The organism is Pseudomonas frederiksbergensis (assembly GCF_003732705.1).
GTDB classification, from domain to species: Bacteria; Pseudomonadota; Gammaproteobacteria; order Pseudomonadales; family Pseudomonadaceae; genus Aquipseudomonas; species Aquipseudomonas frederiksbergensis_F.
In genome coordinates this window covers 287,078-302,634 of the sequence record NZ_MOBR01000040.1, presented here as the reverse complement: position 1 = coordinate 302,634, position 15,557 = coordinate 287,078, and the positions used below count along the sequence as shown (strand labels likewise).

10 protein-coding genes are annotated in these 15,557 nt (G+C 60.5%); 4 read left to right on the top strand and 6 right to left on the bottom strand.

Annotated elements, in window-relative coordinates:
* Nucleotides 1–129 precede the first annotated feature (129 nt).
* On the bottom strand, nt 130–1,590 hold the full coding sequence (gene dacB / locus BK667_RS26650) for a D-alanyl-D-alanine carboxypeptidase/D-alanyl-D-alanine endopeptidase (RefSeq protein ID WP_123512150.1): 1,461 nt from the start codon (nt 1,588–1,590) through the stop codon (nt 130–132).
* Between the two features lie 234 nt (nt 1,591–1,824).
* Between dacB and BK667_RS26645 the strand changes: the two genes are divergently transcribed.
* A complete protein-coding gene (locus BK667_RS26645) occupies nt 1,825–2,169 on the top strand; it encodes a YggL family protein (protein ID WP_046047888.1) in 345 nt (114 codons plus the stop codon).
* 115 nt (nt 2,170–2,284) lie between these two features.
* On the opposite strand, the gene BK667_RS26640 is transcribed toward BK667_RS26645, so the two are convergent.
* The gene (locus tag BK667_RS26640) at nt 2,285–3,478 is read right to left on the bottom strand and encodes a benzoate/H(+) symporter BenE family transporter (RefSeq protein WP_123599386.1); all 1,194 of its coding nucleotides are present in this window, start codon (nt 3,476–3,478) and stop codon (nt 2,285–2,287) included.
* Between the two features lie 336 nt (nt 3,479–3,814).
* Between BK667_RS26640 and BK667_RS26635 the strand changes: the two genes are divergently transcribed.
* On the top strand, nt 3,815–4,579 hold the full coding sequence (locus BK667_RS26635; RefSeq protein WP_054054029.1) for a GntR family transcriptional regulator: 765 nt from the start codon (nt 3,815–3,817) through the stop codon (nt 4,577–4,579).
* Nucleotides 4,580–4,838: 259 nt separating this feature from the next.
* Here the strand turns inward: BK667_RS26635 and guaD are convergent, their stop codons facing one another.
* From guaD to xdhA, 4 genes are all read right to left on the bottom strand, one after another.
* A complete protein-coding gene (guaD, locus tag BK667_RS26630) occupies nt 4,839–6,143 on the bottom strand; it encodes a guanine deaminase (protein ID WP_123599385.1) in 1,305 nt (434 codons plus the stop codon).
* Between the two features lie 8 nt (nt 6,144–6,151).
* A complete protein-coding gene (gene xdhC / locus BK667_RS26625) occupies nt 6,152–6,997 on the bottom strand; it encodes a xanthine dehydrogenase accessory protein XdhC (protein ID WP_123599384.1) in 846 nt (281 codons plus the stop codon).
* A 124-nt stretch (nt 6,998–7,121) separates the two neighbouring features.
* The gene (gene xdhB / locus BK667_RS26620; RefSeq protein WP_123599383.1) at nt 7,122–9,518 is read right to left on the bottom strand and encodes a xanthine dehydrogenase molybdopterin binding subunit; all 2,397 of its coding nucleotides are present in this window, start codon (nt 9,516–9,518) and stop codon (nt 7,122–7,124) included.
* Nucleotides 9,511–10,965: a xanthine dehydrogenase small subunit gene (xdhA, locus tag BK667_RS26615; RefSeq protein ID WP_123599382.1), complete on the bottom strand. Its 1,455-nt coding sequence runs from the start codon at nt 10,963–10,965 to the stop codon at nt 9,511–9,513. Before xdhA ends, xdhB begins: the two co-directional genes overlap by 8 nt.
* A 265-nt stretch (nt 10,966–11,230) precedes the next feature.
* Here xdhA and BK667_RS26610 point away from each other — a divergent pair, with 265 nt between their 5' ends.
* On the top strand, nt 11,231–11,890 hold the full coding sequence (locus BK667_RS26610) for a GntR family transcriptional regulator (RefSeq protein WP_123599381.1): 660 nt from the start codon (nt 11,231–11,233) through the stop codon (nt 11,888–11,890).
* A gap of 2 nt (nt 11,891–11,892) precedes the next feature.
* A complete protein-coding gene (smc, locus tag BK667_RS26605) occupies nt 11,893–15,381 on the top strand; it encodes a chromosome segregation protein SMC (protein ID WP_123599380.1) in 3,489 nt (1,162 codons plus the stop codon).
* The last annotated feature ends 176 nt before the right edge of the window (nt 15,382–15,557 follow it).

Below are 15,557 nucleotides of genomic sequence, written 5' to 3'. Positions count from 1 at the left end.
GCTGAGGGTTGATGATCGTTCCCACGCTCCGCGTGGGAATGCAGCCCGGGACGCTCCGCGTCCCAAAGCGGACGCAGAGCGTCCATTGAGGCATTCCCACGCAGAGCGTGGGAACGATCAGGTGGAGGGTTACAACACCGAAGCGGTAGCCGGCGCTTTCGGTTGGCGATACAGGTCCAGCAGCACCTGATCCAGCACCGAAGACGCGCCAAACGGTGCCTTGTCGTTGAGGATCGCCACCACCGCCCAGGTGTTGCCATTGATGTCGCGGCTGAAGCCGGAGATCGCGCGTACGGTGTTCAGTGTGCCGGTCTTGACGTGGGCTTCACCGCGCATTGCGGTGGTCTTCAGGCGTTTGCGCATGGTGCCGTCGGTGCCGGCGATGGGCATTGAGCTGATGAACTCGGCGGCATACGGACTGCGCCACGCCGCTTGCAGCATCGCGGCCATTTCACGGGCACTCACGCGTTCTGCACGGGACAGGCCGGAGCCGTTCTCCATTACAAGGTGCGGCGCGGTGATGCCTTTCTGGGCCAGCCACTGGCGCACGACACGCTGGGCAGCCTTGGCGTCATCGCCATCGGCGTCATTGCGGAACTTCTGGCCCAGGCTCAGGAAAAGTTGCTGGGCCATGGTGTTGTTACTGTATTTGTTGATGTCGCGAATGATCTCCGCCAGATCCGGCGAGAAGGCCCGAGCCAGTACCTTGGCATCTTTTGGCGTCGCCGCCAGCACATCCTTGCCCTGGATGCTGCCACCCAGTTCTTTCCAGATCGCCCGCACGGCGCCGGCGGTGTAGGTCGCGTGATCGAGCAGCGACAAATAGGTCTGCGAGCTGCAACCATCACCCAACTGACCGCCGACCGTCACTGTCACGCTGCCATCGGGCTGAGTCACCGGGTTGTAGCGCACGCCACCGGCGCATTGCTTGGAATTGACCGCTTTGACTTGGTTGTCGATGCGGATCGTGGCAATCGGCGGCTCGACCGACACCAGCACCTTGCCATTGTCGTTGCGCGCGACAAAGCGCAGGGCCTTGAGGTTGACCATCAGCGAATCGGGTTTGACCAGGAACGGTTTGTTCTCGTCATTACCGTCGTCATTGAATTCGGGCAGTTGCGGTTGCACGAAGAAGCTGCGGTCCAGCACCAGGTCGCCGGTGACTTGCGTCACGCCATTGGCCCGCAGATCGCGCATCAGCAGCCAGAGTTTTTCCATGTTCAGCTTCGGATCGCCGCCACCCTTGAGGTAAAGGTTGCCGTTGAGGATGCCGCCGCTCAGGGTGCCGTCGGTGTAGAACTCGGTTTTCCACTGGTGGTTCGGGCCGAGCATTTCCAGGGCGGCATACGTGGTGACCAGTTTCATCGTCGAAGCCGGGTTGACCGAAACGTCAGCGTTGAAAATGGTCGGGGTGCCAGGGCCGTTGAGCGGGATCATCACCAGGGACAGGGCGTTGTCCTGCAACTTGCTGGCCTTGAGGGCCTTTTCAACGTTGGGCGACAGGGCGGTGTTGATCGCAGCGGCAGAAACCGGGAGGGCCAGGGGCAAAAGAAGACTGGCGAGTAGGAGTGGGCGTAAAGATTTGATCATGTGAAGTAAAACCCTACGGGCGAGGGGAAAAAAGACGAGGGCATGAAGATAAAATCCCTCAGTGGTCATGAAAGTGTCGGCATTATGCCCCAAGGCGAAGCAGCATGTGCCGTGCCCCGGCCTTCTAATTCGCTATTTTTTTACCGGCGGTAGTCTGGCCGCCACTGCGGAACGGGCAATTGGCGCCTTAAACTGCTAAAGTGCCGCCCGTTATTACTTATGAGGATTGTTCCAATGGCGACTAACCGTTCCCAGCGTCTGCGCAAAAAACTGTGCGTCGATGAATTTCAAGAGCTGGGTTTCGAACTGAACCTGGATTTCAAAGAAGATTTGGCTGATGAAGCCATTGATGCTTTCCTCGATGCGTTCCTGAAAGAAGCTATGGAAGCCAACGGTCTGGGTTATGTTGGCGGCGACGACTTCGGTCTGGTTTGCCTGCAGAAACGTGGCTCGGTATCCGAAGAGCAGCGTGTTGCTGTAGAAGCCTGGCTCAAGGGCCGCAGCGAACTGACCGAAGCAACCGTCAGCCCGCTGATCGACGTCTGGTACCCGGAAAAGCCGATCAATCCGGTAGCTTGATGTTCTGAAAAACGGCGACCCACGGGTCGCCGTTTTTTTATGCCTGTTTTTTGTGGGCGCATGGCCGGGTCTGCGATTGCGATATCGAAAACGCCTTCGCGGGCAAGCCTTGCTCCTACGGGGCTTTACGCCAATTCAAAATCACCAACGTCAACACCCCCGCCACAATCCCCCAAAACGCCGACCCGATGGAAAACAGCGTCAGCCCCGACGCCGTGACCATAAACGTCACCAGCGCCGCTTCCCGCTCCTTCACTTCGCTCATGGCAATGCTCAAGCCATTGATGATCGAGCCGAACAGCGCCAGCGCCGCAATCGACAGCACCAGCTCTTTCGGCAACGCGGCAAACAACGCCGCCAGCGTTGCGCCGAACACCCCGGCAATCCCGTAGAAAATCCCGCACCAGACCGCGGCGGTGTAGCGTTTGTTGCGATCTTCATGGGCGTGGGGCCCGGTGCAGATGGCGGCGCTGATCGCCGCCAGGTTGATGCCGTGGGAGCCGAACGGCGCCAGCAGCAACGAAGCGATGCCAGTGGTGGTGATCAGCGGCGAGGCCGGCACGGTGTAGCCGTCAGCGCGCAATACGGCGATGCCCGGCATGTTCTGCGAGGTCATCGCCACCACGAACAGCGGAATGCCGATGCTGATGGTCGCGGCCAGGGAGAAGTGCGGCGTGGTCCAGACCGGTGTCGCCAGTTCCAGATGGAAACCACTGAAATCCAGCAGCCCCATGACCCCCGACAGCGCGGTGCCGATCAACAGCGCGGCGAGTACCGCATAGCGCGGCGACAGGCGTTTGACCACCAGGTACGTGAAGAACATCGCCAACACCAGCGCCGTGCGATGCTGGGCCGCGACGAAAATCTCGCTGCCGATCTTGAACAGAATCCCCGCCAGCAGCGCTGCCGCCAGCGATGCCGGGATCTTTTTCACCAGCCGTTCGAAGCTGCCGGTCAAGCCGCAAATCGTCACCAGCACCGCGCAAGTGATGTAGGCGCCGATGGCTTCGCCGTAGGTCACACCGCCCAGGCTGGTGATCAGCAACGCTGCGCCGGGCGTGGACCAGGCGATGGTGATGGGCGTGCGATAGCGCAGGGACAAGCCGATCGAGCAGATCGCCATGCCTATCGAAATCGCCCAGATCCACGAGGAAATCTGCCCGCTGCTCAGGCCCGCCGCTTGCCCGGCCTGGAACATCAGGACCAGGGAACTGGTGTAGCCGGTCATCATCGCGATAAACCCGGCGACGATGGCCGAAGGCGACGTGTCGGCCAAGGGGCGCAGTTGCGTTTGCGTGGCGTCGTTCATGACAGCGGTGTTCCTTATACGTATGAAGATGTCCGAAACGCCACCGGACCGTGTAGGAGCAAGGCTTGCCCGCGATGGCGTCCGTGAGATCGCTATCGCGGGCAAGCCTTGCTCCTACACGGTGATCCTGTGAAAGCAGCGGATTCCGGGTTCAAGCCTAAACTCAAATGTAACGGACCGTTGCAATACAGCCGAGGCCGCAATCAGCCATACAGTCGTGTTGCCACCATCCATTGTGTACAATCGCGGTGTTTTTTACGCGATACTTGCCAGCGACCCACTGTGCCGTATTACAGTCACGGTCTATTCGCCGCAGTTCTCCCGACTCGAGTGCCCATGAACGAACAGTTGCAGCCCCTAAAGAAACAACCGCGCGCAGGCAAAGCCGGCCGCAGCGGGACCCAGGACGATATTGTCTACGCGCATATCTTCGAGGCCATCCTCGAACAGCGCCTGGCGCCCGGCACCAAGTTGAGCGAAGAAGCGCTGGGGGAAATTTTCGGGGTCAGCCGCACCATCATTCGCCGCGCGCTGTCGCGCCTGGCCCATGAAGGCGTGGTTTTACTGCGGCCGAACCGCGGCGCAGTCGTCGCCAGCCCGAGCGTCGAAGAGGCGCGCCAGGTATTCCTCGCCCGGCGTCTGGTGGAGCGGGCGATCACTGAGCTGGCGGTGCAGCACGCCACCGCCGAACAGATCGCCGAGTTGCGGCAAATGGTCAACGACGAACGCGACAGCTTCTCCCGTGGCGATCGCGGTGCCGGCATCCGTCTGTCGGGGGAATTCCACCTGAAACTGGCCGAAGCGGCGAAGAATGCCCCGCTGATCAGCTTCCAGCGCAGCCTGGTGTCCCAGACTTCGTTGATCATCGCCCAGTACGAAAGCGGCAACCGCTCGCACTGTTCCTACGACGAACACACTCAGTTGATCGATGCGATCGAAGCGCGCAACGGCGAGTTGGCGGTGGACCTGATGATGCATCACATGGATCACATCGACAGCAAACTCAACCTCGACGAAGAAAGTGCGTCGGATGATTTGCATGCGGTGTTCTCGCATTTGTTGCAGACCAAGAAGCCTGGCAGGTCGACCGCCAAGCTCTGATAGACCGAGGCGCGGCCTTCGCGGGCAAGCCTCGCTCCTACAGGGATCACGCGGTACTTGTGGGAGCGGGCTTGCCCGCGAAGGCGGCCTCAAGGACACAAAAAATCCCCCGCAACCATCGATTGCGGGGGATTGATCGTTCCCATGCTCCGCGTGGGAATGCTTCTAGGGACGCTCCGCGTCCAGTGACGCGGAGCGTCACGGGCTGCATTCCCACGCAGAGCGTGGGAATGATCAGTCGATCAGGCCCGGTAATACCTTAGCGCTGATGCACCAATTTCCCCGCCGCATAGGTCTGCAGAACAGTCCGGTCATCCCCCAGCGTCATCAACACAAACAACGTCTCGGCAATGTTATTGGCCTGCTTCAAGCGATAGCTGAGCAGCGGCGTGGCGTTGTAATCCAGCACCAGGAAGTCCGCATCGGTGCCCGCGTGCAACGTACCGATCTTGTCTTCCAGCCGCAGTGCCCGCGCGCCGCCGAGGGTCGCCAGGTACAGCGATTTGAACGGGCTCAGCCGCGCACCTTGTAGCTGCATGACCTTGTACGCTTCGTTCAGGGTTTGCAGCAGCGAGAAACTGGTGCCGCCGCCAACGTCCGTACCCAAACCGACATTCAACTTATGCTTCTCGGCCATTGGCAGGTTGAACAAGCCACTGCCGAGGAAGAAGTTCGACGTCGGGCAGAAGGCAATCGCCGAGCCGGTTTCCGCCAGACGCGCGCACTCGTCGTCGCACAGGTGCACGCCGTGGGCGAACACCGAGCGCTCGCCCAGCAATTGGTAGTGATCGTAAACGTCCAGGTAGCCCTTGCGCTCCGGGAACAGTTCCTTGACCCACTCGACTTCCTTCAGGTTTTCGCTGATGTGGGTCTGCATGTACAAATCAGGGTATTCGCCGAGCAGCTGGCCGGCGAGGGTCAGTTGTTCCGGGGTGCTGGTCGGGGCGAAGCGCGGGGTGACCGCGTAGTGCAAGCGACCCTTGCCATGCCAGCGTTCGATCAGCGCCTTGCTTTCGACGTAGCTGGATTCGGCGGTGTCGGTCAGGTAGTCCGGCGCGTTGCGGTCCATCATCACCTTGCCGGCGATCATCCGCAGATCCAGTTGTTGGGCGGCTTCGAAGAACGAGTTCACCGATTGCGGATGCACACTGCCGAACACCAGCGCGGTGGTGGTGCCGTTGCGCAGCAGTTCCTTGATGAAAATGTCCGCCACTTCATCGGCGTGGGCTTTGTCGGCGAACTGGCTTTCGCACGGGAAGGTGTAGGTGTTGAGCCAGTCCAGCAACTGCTCGCCATAAGCACCGACCATCCCGGTTTGCGGCAAGTGAATGTGCGTATCGATCAGGCCCGGGGTGATCAGCGCATTCTGATAATGGGTGATCTCGATGTCCGCCGGCAGGGTCGACAACAATTCGGTGGCGTGGCCAATGGCACTGATCTGGCCGTTCTCGACCACCAGCAAACCGTCTTCGAAATACTCATAGGAGGCTTCGATTCCCACCTCGGCGGGGTCGGCGATGCTGTGCAGGATGGCGGCACGGTAGGCTTTGCGAGTCAGAGGCATGTCAGTTCTCAGTTGGAGGCTTGGCTGCGGCGTGAAGCAGGCAGCAGTTTGGCAATCGATGATCCGGCGCTGGCGGTCTGCTGGCCGAAATTCGCGTTATAGGTGGCGATGATTTCGCCGGCGATGGAGATGGCGATTTCCACAGGCAACTTGCCTTTGACTTCGCCGATGCCCATCGGGCAGCGCATGCGTTGCAGCACGTCGCTGTCGAAACCGCGATCACGCAAGCGGTGCTCGAACTTCACCCGTTTGGTCTTCGAACCGATCAGGCCGAAGTAGGTGAAGTCGTTGCGCTTGAGGATCGCGGCGGTGAGTTCGAGGTCGAGCTGGTGGTTGTGGGTCATGACAATGCAATAACTGCCGACCGGCAAATTGTCGATTTCATCCACAGGCTCTTCGGCGACGATTTTACGCACGCCGTGGGGGATCTGTTCCGGGAACTCGGCTTCCCGCGAGTCAATCCAGCGCACCCGGCAGGGCAGGCTGGCGAGCAGCGGCACCAGCGCCCGGCCGACATGGCCGGCACCGAACACGGCGATTTGTGCCTGGACCTGGCCCATCGGTTCGAACAGCAACACGGTCACGCCGCCGCAGCACTGACCTAGGCTGGCGCCGAGGCTGAAGCGCTCCAGGTGCGTGTCCTGTTTGCCGCTGGCGAGCATCTCGCGGCCGATCTGCATGGCCTTGTATTCCAGATGCCCGCCACCGATGGTGTCGAACGTCTGGTTGGCGCTGATGACCATTTTCGAACCGGCATTGCGCGGCGTCGAGCCGAGCTCTTCGATGATGGTCACCAATACGCAGGGTTCGCCTTGGGATTGCAGGTCGGCGAGGGCGTCGATCCAGTTGTACATATTCACCTCTCAAGATCGTTCCCACGCTCCGCGTGGGAATGCATCTCTGGACGCTCCGCGTCCGCTGTTCAAAATGCGACGCAGAGCGTCGCGGGCTGCATTCCCACGCAGAGCGTGGGAACGATCAAACCACCACTTCGGATTCAGCTTCCACGGTCTTCACTGCCTTCAACTGCCGCATCTGCTCACAACCCCACAACACCCGCTCCGGGGTCGCCGGCGCATCGATGTTCGGTTGATGCTTGTAGTCACCGAGGCTGGCCACGGCGTCCTTGATCGCACACCACGACGCGATGCCGAGCATGAACGGTGGCTCGCCCACAGCCTTGGAATGGAACACCGTGTCTTCCGGGTTTTTGCGGTTTTCCACCAGCTTCACCCGCAGGTCCAGCGGCATGTCGGCCACGGCCGGAATCTTGTAGCTCGCCGGGCCGTTGGTCATCAGTTTGCCTTTGTTGTTCCACACCAGTTCTTCCATGGTCAGCCACCCCATGCCCTGGATGAAACCGCCCTCGACCTGGCCGATGTCGATGGCCGGGTTCAGCGAAGCGCCAACGTCGTGAAGAATGTCGGTGCGCAGCATTTTGTATTCGCCGGTCAGGGTGTCGACGATCACCTCGCAGCACGCCGCGCCGAAGGCGAAGTAGTAGAACGGACGCCCCCGGGCCTGGCTGCGGTCGTAGAAGATTTTCGGGGTCTTGTAGAAGCCGGTGCTCGACAGCGAAACCTGGGCGAAATACGCCTGCTGGATCAGCGCTTCGAAGGTCAGGATGTGGTCGCGAACCCGCACATGGCCGTTGTGGAATTCCACGTCTTCTTCGCTGACCTTGTAGTGCCGCGCGGCAAATTCCACCAGGCGTTGCTTGATGATTTCTGCAGCGTTCTGCGCGGCTTTGCCGTTCAGGTCGGCACCGCTGGAAGCCGCCGTCGGCGAAGTGTTCGGCACTTTATCGGTGTTGGTCGCGGTGATCTGCACGCGGTCCATTTCCACCTGGAACACTTCGGCCACGACCTGCGCGACTTTGGTGTTCAAACCCTGGCCCATTTCCGTGCCGCCGTGGTTCAAATGGATGCTGCCGTCGGTGTAGACGTGCACCAGCGCGCCGGCCTGGTTGAGGAAACTCGCGGTGAACGAAATGCCGAATTTCACCGGAGTCAGCGCCAGGCCTTTTTTCAGGATCGGGCTGTTGGCGTTGTAGCGCCGGATCGCTTCGCGGCGCTCGGCGTACTGGCTGCTTTCTTCCAGTTCGGCGGTCATCTCTTCGAGCATGTTGTGCTCGACGGTCTGGTAGTAATGGGTGACGTTGCGCTCGGTCTTGCCGTAGTAGTTGGCTTTGCGCACCGACAGCGGATCTACGGCCAGATGCCGGGCAATCGCGTCCATCACTTCTTCGATGGCGACCATCCCTTGCGGGCCGCCGAAACCACGGTAAGCAGTGTTCGACGCGGTGTTGGTCTTGCAGCGATGGCCGTTGATGGTCGCATCGCCGAGGTAATAAGAATTGTCGGCGTGAAACATCGCGCGGTCGACAATCGACGCCGACAGGTCTGGCGAGCAACCGCAGTTACCGGCCAGTTCCAGGGCGATGCCATGCAGGCGACCGGTGCTGTCGAAGCCCACGTCGTACTCGACGTAGAACGGGTGACGCTTGCCGGTCATCAGCATGTCTTCGACCCGCGGCAGGCGCATTTTGGTCGGCTGGCCGGTGAGGTGCGCGATTACCGCGCACAGGCACGCCGGGCTCGCGGCCTGGGTTTCCTTGCCACCGAAACCACCGCCCATGCGGCGCATGTCGACGACTATTTTGTTCATCGACACGTCGAGCACTTCGGCTACGAGCTTCTGCACTTCGGTCGGGTTTTGCGTGGAGCAGTAGACAATCATCCCGCCGTCTTCAGTCGGCATCACCGAAGAGATCTGGGTTTCGAGGTAGAAGTGTTCCTGGCCGCCGATGTGCAGCGTGCCTTGGATGCGATGTTCGGCTGTTGCCAATGCACCCGCCGAATCGCCGCGCTGGTGGGTGTGGCTGTCGAGCACGAAGTGGCGTTTGCGCAAGGCTTCGACCACGTCCAGCACCGGTTCGAGATCTTCGTATTCGATGATCGCGGCCATCGCGGCTTTGCGTGCGGTTTCCAGATCCTTGGCCGCGACGGCAACCACCGGTTGGCCAACGAATTCCACCGTGTCGATGGCCAGCAATGGATCGCCCGGTAGCAACGGCCCGATGTCTTTCAGGCCCGGCACGTCTTCGTGGGTGATGGCGATGCGCACGCCTTCAAAGGCGTAGCACGGCTGGGTGTCGATGCTAATGATCTTCGCGTGGGCGCGGTCCGACAGGCGTGCATAAACGTGCAACTGATTGGGGAATTCCAGCCGGTCGTCGATGTATTGCGCCTCACCGGACACATGTTTGGCGGCGCTGTCGTGCTTGACGCTGCGGCCGACACCGGTGGTCAGGTCCTTGGCGAACAGTTCAGCCAGTTCGGCTTGGGTCTTCTCTACAGCGTGATGATTAGACATAAGCGGTCACCCGAGTCTCGATGTGCGGCGTTTGCAGTTCGATGAAGTATTTGCGCAGCAGGTTTTGAGCGCTGAGCAGGCGATATTCCTTGCTGGCGCGGAAGTCCGAGAGTGGCGTGAAATCTTCGGCCAGGGCGGCGCAGGCGCGTTCGACCAACGCGCTGTTGAACGGCGCGCCGATCAGCACGGTTTCGCAATGGGCGGCGCGTTTCGGAATCGCGGCCATGCCGCCGAAAGCGATGCGGGCGTCGGTGATAACGCCGTTTTCCACGCGCAAATTGAACGCGGCGCAGACAGCGGAAATGTCATCGTCCAGACGTTTGGACACCTTGTACGCACGGAACAGTTGTTCGGCGCTGGCACGCGGCACGATGATTTTTTCGATGAATTCACTTTCCTGGCGCGCCGTCACTTTGTAATCGATGAAGTAATCGTCGAGGTTCAGCGTGCGGCGGGTTTCACCCTTGCACAACACCACCTGCGCGCCGAGTGCGATCAACAGCGGCGGCGAGTCACCAATCGGCGAGGCGTTGCCGATGTTGCCGCCCAGGGTGCCCTGGTTGCGGATCTGCAGAGAGGCGAAGCGTTGCAGCAATTCGCCGAAGTCCGGGTATTCGCTTTTCAGCGCGTCGTAGCAATCGGAGAGGGCGGTGGCCGCGCCGATTTCCAGGCGATCGTCGAAGCGTTCGATGCGCTTCATCTCGGCGACGTTGCCGACGTAGATCATCACCGGCAAGGTGCGGTGGAACTGCGTGACTTCCAGCGCCAGGTCGGTGCCGCCGGCCAGCAACCGGGCCTGTGGATAAGCGTCATAGAGATCGGCCAGATCGGCGACGGTCAGCGGCACCAGGCAGCGCTTGTCACCACTGTTGAGTTCGCCGATGTCGGTGGGGGCGATGGCTTTCAGGCGGGCGATGGTGTCGGCTTCACGGGCGTCGAACTGGTCCGGTTGCTTGCCGCAGCACGATTGTTCAGCGGCTTGCAGGATCGGCCGATAGCCGGTGCAACGGCAAAGATTGCCGGCCAGCGCTTCGTGGGCTTTATGGGAATCGGGTGCGTCGCTGTTCTTTTGCAGGGCGAACAACGACATCACGAAGCCCGGCGTGCAGAAGCCGCATTGCGAACCGTGGCACTCGACCATGGCTTTTTGCACGCTGTGCAGTTCGCCCTGGTGCTTGAGGTCTTCGACGCTGATCAGTTGTTTGCCGTGCAGCGACGACACGAACGTCAGGCACGAGTTGAGGCTGCGATAGCGAATGTGTTCGCGGCCGTCGTCATCCGTTTGCAACTCGCCGACCACCACGGTGCACGCGCCACAGTCACCGCTGGCGCAGCCTTCTTTGGTGCCGGGTTTGCCCACATGGTCGCGCAAGTAATTGAGCACGGTCAGGTTCGGGTCCAGGGCGTGCTCGCTACGGAGTTCCTGGTTTAGTAAAAACTGGATCACGGAAGGCCTCGCAGACTCATTATTGTTGTTAACCGATTGAGCCGAATTTATCAGGTCTGACTTTTCGGTCAATGATTTTCTGACTTAAAGGTCAGGAAAACCCGTTTTGGCGATCAACAGCGCGTTTCAACAGTATTGACCCTCACGCGCTAGCCTGCTTTTTGCTTAATTCGTGCCAAAAACCGCCGGGTGGGCACTCCGCCATGACGTACCAATTGCGCTACACTGCGCCGCTTGTGCAGATCGAAGAGTTTGAAGGACAACCATGACGTTCAAGGCGCCGGACAGCCTCGCCGAGCAAATTGCTCACCACCTCGCCGAACGCATCATTCGCGGCGAAATGAAGCCGGGAGAGCGCATCCAGGAACAGAAGGTCACGCTGGCCCTCAATGTCAGTCGCGGTTCAGTCCGTGAGGCCTTGCTGATCCTCGAGCGTCGCCACCTGATCGCGATCCTGCCGCGACGTGGTGCCCACGTGACCGAACTTACCGCGCACAAGGTCCAGAGCCTGTGCACGCTGATGAGCGAGTTGTACATCTTGCTCGGCAACGCCGTGGCTACCGGTTGGCAAGTCCAGGCCGACCTGGCGCCGTTCGTGCAGATCCAGCAGCGCCTGACCGCCAGTTACGAGCGCCAGGACATCCGCACCTTCGTCGACGACAGCTTCAGCGTGATGCGCGCCGCTTACCCGTTCGCCAACAATCCGTACTTGCAGGAAACCGTCGAGAATCTGCAGCCGGCCATGAGCCGCGCTTATTTCCTCGCCCTGGAACAGCGCAAGGCATCGATGAGCGAGTTTCTGGAACTGTTCGAGCGCCTGCTCGCCGCCGTGATCGCCCGTGACTTTCCGCAGATCCGCGTGGTGCTGACGGCGTATGCCCAGCGCAGCTGCGATCTGGTGGTTTCCGCCCTGACGGTCGCTTAAACGTGCGGCTCAAGTGCATCAAACTGGCGGGGTTCAAATCCTTCGTCGACCCGACCACGGTGAACTTCCCCAGTAACATGGCGGCGGTGGTCGGGCCCAATGGTTGCGGCAAGTCGAACATCATCGACGCCGTGCGTTGGGTGATGGGCGAGAGCTCGGCCAAGAACCTGCGCGGCGAGTCGATGACCGACGTCATCTTCAACGGCTCCACCAGCCGTAAACCGGTGAGTCAGGCGAGCATTGAACTGGTGTTCGACAACTCCGACGGCACCCTGGTCGGCGAATACGCGGCCTACGCGGAAATCTCGATTCGCCGCAAAGTCACCCGCGACAGCCAGAACAGTTACTACCTCAACGGCACCAAATGCCGTCGCCGCGACATCACCGACATTTTCCTCGGCACCGGCCTGGGCCCGCGCAGCTACTCGATCATCGAGCAGGGCATGATCTCCAAGCTGATCGAAGCCAAGCCCGAAGACCTGCGTAACTTTATTGAAGAAGCGGCCGGCATCTCCAAGTACAAGGAGCGTCGGCGCGAGACTGAAAACCGTATCCGCCGCACCCACGAAAACCTGGCGCGCCTGACCGACTTGCGCGACGAGCTTGAGCGTCAACTCGAACGCTTGCATCGCCAGGCCGAGTCGGCGAAGAAGTATCAGGAATATAAAGGCGAAGAACGTCAGCTCAAGGCGCAACTGTCGGCCCTGCGCTGGCAGGCGTTGAATGAGCAGGTCGGGCAGCGCGAAGCGATCATTGGCAACCAGGAAATCACCTTCGAAGCCTTGGTCGCCGAACAGCGCAACGCCGATGCGGCGATTGAACGCCTGCGTGACGGTCACCATGACCTGTCCGAACGCTTCAATCTGGTGCAGGGGCGCTTCTATTCGGTCGGCGGCGACATCGCCCGGGTCGAGCAGAGCATCCAGCACGGTCAGCAGCGTTTGCGCCAGTTGCAAGATGATCTGAAAGAAGCCGAGCGCGCGCGTCTGGAAACCGAGTCGCACCTGGGCCATGACCGCACCTTGCTGCTGACCCTCGGCGAAGAGCTGGACATGCTCACGCCGGAACAGGAAGTCACCAGCGCCGCCGCCGAAGAAGCCGCCGCCGCGCTGGAAGAATCCGAAACCACCATGCACGCGTGGCAGGAGCAGTGGGACACTTTCAACCTCACCGCCGCCGAGCCCCGGCGTCAGTCGGAAGTACAGCAGTCGCGGATCCAGCAGCTGGAAACCAGCATGGAGCGCTTGGCCGATCGGCAGAAGCGTTTGGGCGAGGAGCGTGCTTTGCTCTCGGCCGACCCGGAAGACGCGGCGATCATGGAGCTCAGCGAGCAGCTCGCTGAGTCCGAAGCGACGCTTGAAGATTTGCAGACCAGTGAACAAGCTCAAGTCGAAAAGCTTGAACAACTGCGTCAGGAATTGCAGCACGCATTGACCGCGCAGCAACAGGCCCAAGGCGATTTGCAGCGCCTCAACGGACGTCTCGCGTCTCTGGAGGCCTTGCAGCAAGCCGCGCTCGATCCGGGCACCGGCACCGCCGAATGGCTGCGCGAACAGAATCTGGCAGAGCGTCCGCGCCTGGCCGAAGGCCTGAAGGTTGAGGCCGGTTGGGAGCTGGCGGTGGAAACCGTGCTCGGCGCCGACCTGCAAGCGGTGCTGGTGGATGACTTTGGCGATTTCGATCTGGCCGGGTTTGCCCAGGGCGATTTGCGTTTGCTCAGCCCCGCCAGCGATGGCGTGCGGGTGGCCGGTAGTTTGCTGGACAAGGTCGAGGCGCAGATTGATTTGTCGCCATGGCTGGGGCAGGTCAAACCGGTGGAAAACCTTGAACAGGCCTTGGCGTCGCGCGCTCAATTGGCGCCCGGCGAAAGCCTGATCAGCCGCGACGGTTACTGGGTCGGTCGACACTTTTTACGCGTGCGTCGCGCCAGTGAAGCGGAAAGCGGCGTGCTCGCTCGCGGCCAGGAAATCCAGCAACTGGGCCTTGAGCGCGAAGAGCGCGAAGCCACGGTGGAAACCCTGGAAACCGAACTGCAAAACCTGCGGGCGCAACAGCGTCAGCAGGAAAACGGTCGCGAACATCTGCGCCGTCTGCTGCAAGACGAAGCCCGTCAGCAAGGTGAATTGAAAGCGCAGTTGTCCGCCGGTAAAGCCAAGGCCGAACAACTGACCCTGCGCCGTACCCGTCTCGATGAAGAACTCACCGAGTTGGGCGAACAACGGGCGCTGGAACACGAAAATATCGGCGAGGCGCGCCTGCAATTGCAGGAAGCCCTCGACAGCATGGCGCTGGACACCGAGCAACGCGAGTTGCTGCTGGCCCAGCGCGACAGCTTGCGCGAACGCCTCGATCGCGTGCGTCAGGAAGCCCGGCAGCATAAGGATCACGCCCATCAATTGGCGGTGCGTCTGGGCTCGCTCAAGGCGCAACACGATTCGACGCGCCAGGCGTTGGAGCGGTTGGAGATGCAATCCGAACGCCTGACCGAGAAGCGCGAGCAGCTCAGCCTGAATCTGGAGGAGGGCGAGGCGCCGCTGGAAGAACTGCGCCTGAAACTCGAAGAGTTGCTCGACAAGCGCATGACTGTCGACGAAGAACTCAAGACCGCACAAATGGCCATGGAAGATGCCGACCGCGAATTGCGTGACGCCGAGAAGCGCCGCAATCAGGCCGAGCAGCAATCACAATTGATCCGCGGCCAACTCGAACACCAACGCATGGAATGGCAGGCCCTGACCGTGCGCCGCAAGACCCTGGAAGATCAGTTGCTGGAAGACGGCTACGACCTCCACGGCGTGATCGCGACCCTGGTGGCCGAGGCCAACGAGAAAGAGGCTGAGGAAGAGCTGGAACGGATTGCCGCACGCATTGCGCGTCTCGGTGCGATCAACCTCGCGGCCATCGACGAATACACGCAACAATCCGAGCGTAAACGTTATCTGGATGCGCAGAACGACGATCTGGTGGAAGCGCTGGATACGTTAGAAAACGTGATTCGCAAGATCGACAAGGAGACGCGAAACCGCTTCAAAGATACCTTTGATCAGATCAATGCCGGAATTCAGGCACTTTTCCCAAAAGTTTTCGGTGGCGGCAGCGCGTATTTGGAACTGACGGGCGAAGATCTACTCGATACAGGGGTAACGATCATGGCGCGGCCGCCAGGAAAGAAGAACAGCACCATCCATTTGCTCTCCGGTGGCGAAAAAGCCCTGACCGCATTGGCCCTGGTTTTTGCGATCTTCAAGTTGAATCCGGCGCCGTTCTGCATGCTCGATGAAGTTGACGCACCACTGGATGACGCTAACGTTGGACGCTACGCACGGCTGGTCAAAGAGATGTCGCAGACGGTGCAGTTCATCTACATCACCCACAACAAGATCGCCATGGAAATGGCCGATCAACTGATGGGGGTGACGATGCACGAGCCGGGCTGCTCACGTTTGGTGGCAGTGGATGTCGAGGAGGCGATGGCGATGGTGGAGGCCTAGCGGCCAGCCGCAAGTTGCAAGCTTTAAGCTGCAAGTTGACACGGCTTGCCGCTTGGAGCTTAAAGCTTGTAGCTGCGAAGCCTTTGGTCGTGCTAGTTTAATGTCAATTTTTCGTATACGTGGGCAAAACGCCTGTCAGAACATAGAGTTGGCGCCACGTTTTAAAGCGGTTTGCA

Bases quoted from the DNA above. Each gene is read 5' to 3' on its own strand.
- BK667_RS26610 (WP_123599381.1), top strand. From the start codon at position 11,231: ATGACGTTCAAGGCGCCGGACAGCCTCGCCGAGCAAATTGCTCACCAC.
- guaD (WP_123599385.1), bottom strand. From the start codon at position 6,143: ATGCCTCTGACTCGCAAAGCCTACCGTGCCGCCATCCTGCACAGCATC.
- BK667_RS26640 (WP_123599386.1), bottom strand. From the start codon at position 3,478: ATGAACGACGCCACGCAAACGCAACTGCGCCCCTTGGCCGACACGTCG.
- BK667_RS26645 (WP_046047888.1), top strand. From the start codon at position 1,825: ATGGCGACTAACCGTTCCCAGCGTCTGCGCAAAAAACTGTGCGTCGAT.
- xdhC (WP_123599384.1), bottom strand. From the start codon at position 6,997: ATGTACAACTGGATCGACGCCCTCGCCGACCTGCAATCCCAAGGCGAA.
- dacB (WP_123512150.1), bottom strand. From the start codon at position 1,590: ATGATCAAATCTTTACGCCCACTCCTACTCGCCAGTCTTCTTTTGCCC.
- xdhB (WP_123599383.1), bottom strand. From the start codon at position 9,518: ATGTCTAATCATCACGCTGTAGAGAAGACCCAAGCCGAACTGGCTGAA.
- BK667_RS26635 (WP_054054029.1), top strand. From the start codon at position 3,815: ATGAACGAACAGTTGCAGCCCCTAAAGAAACAACCGCGCGCAGGCAAA.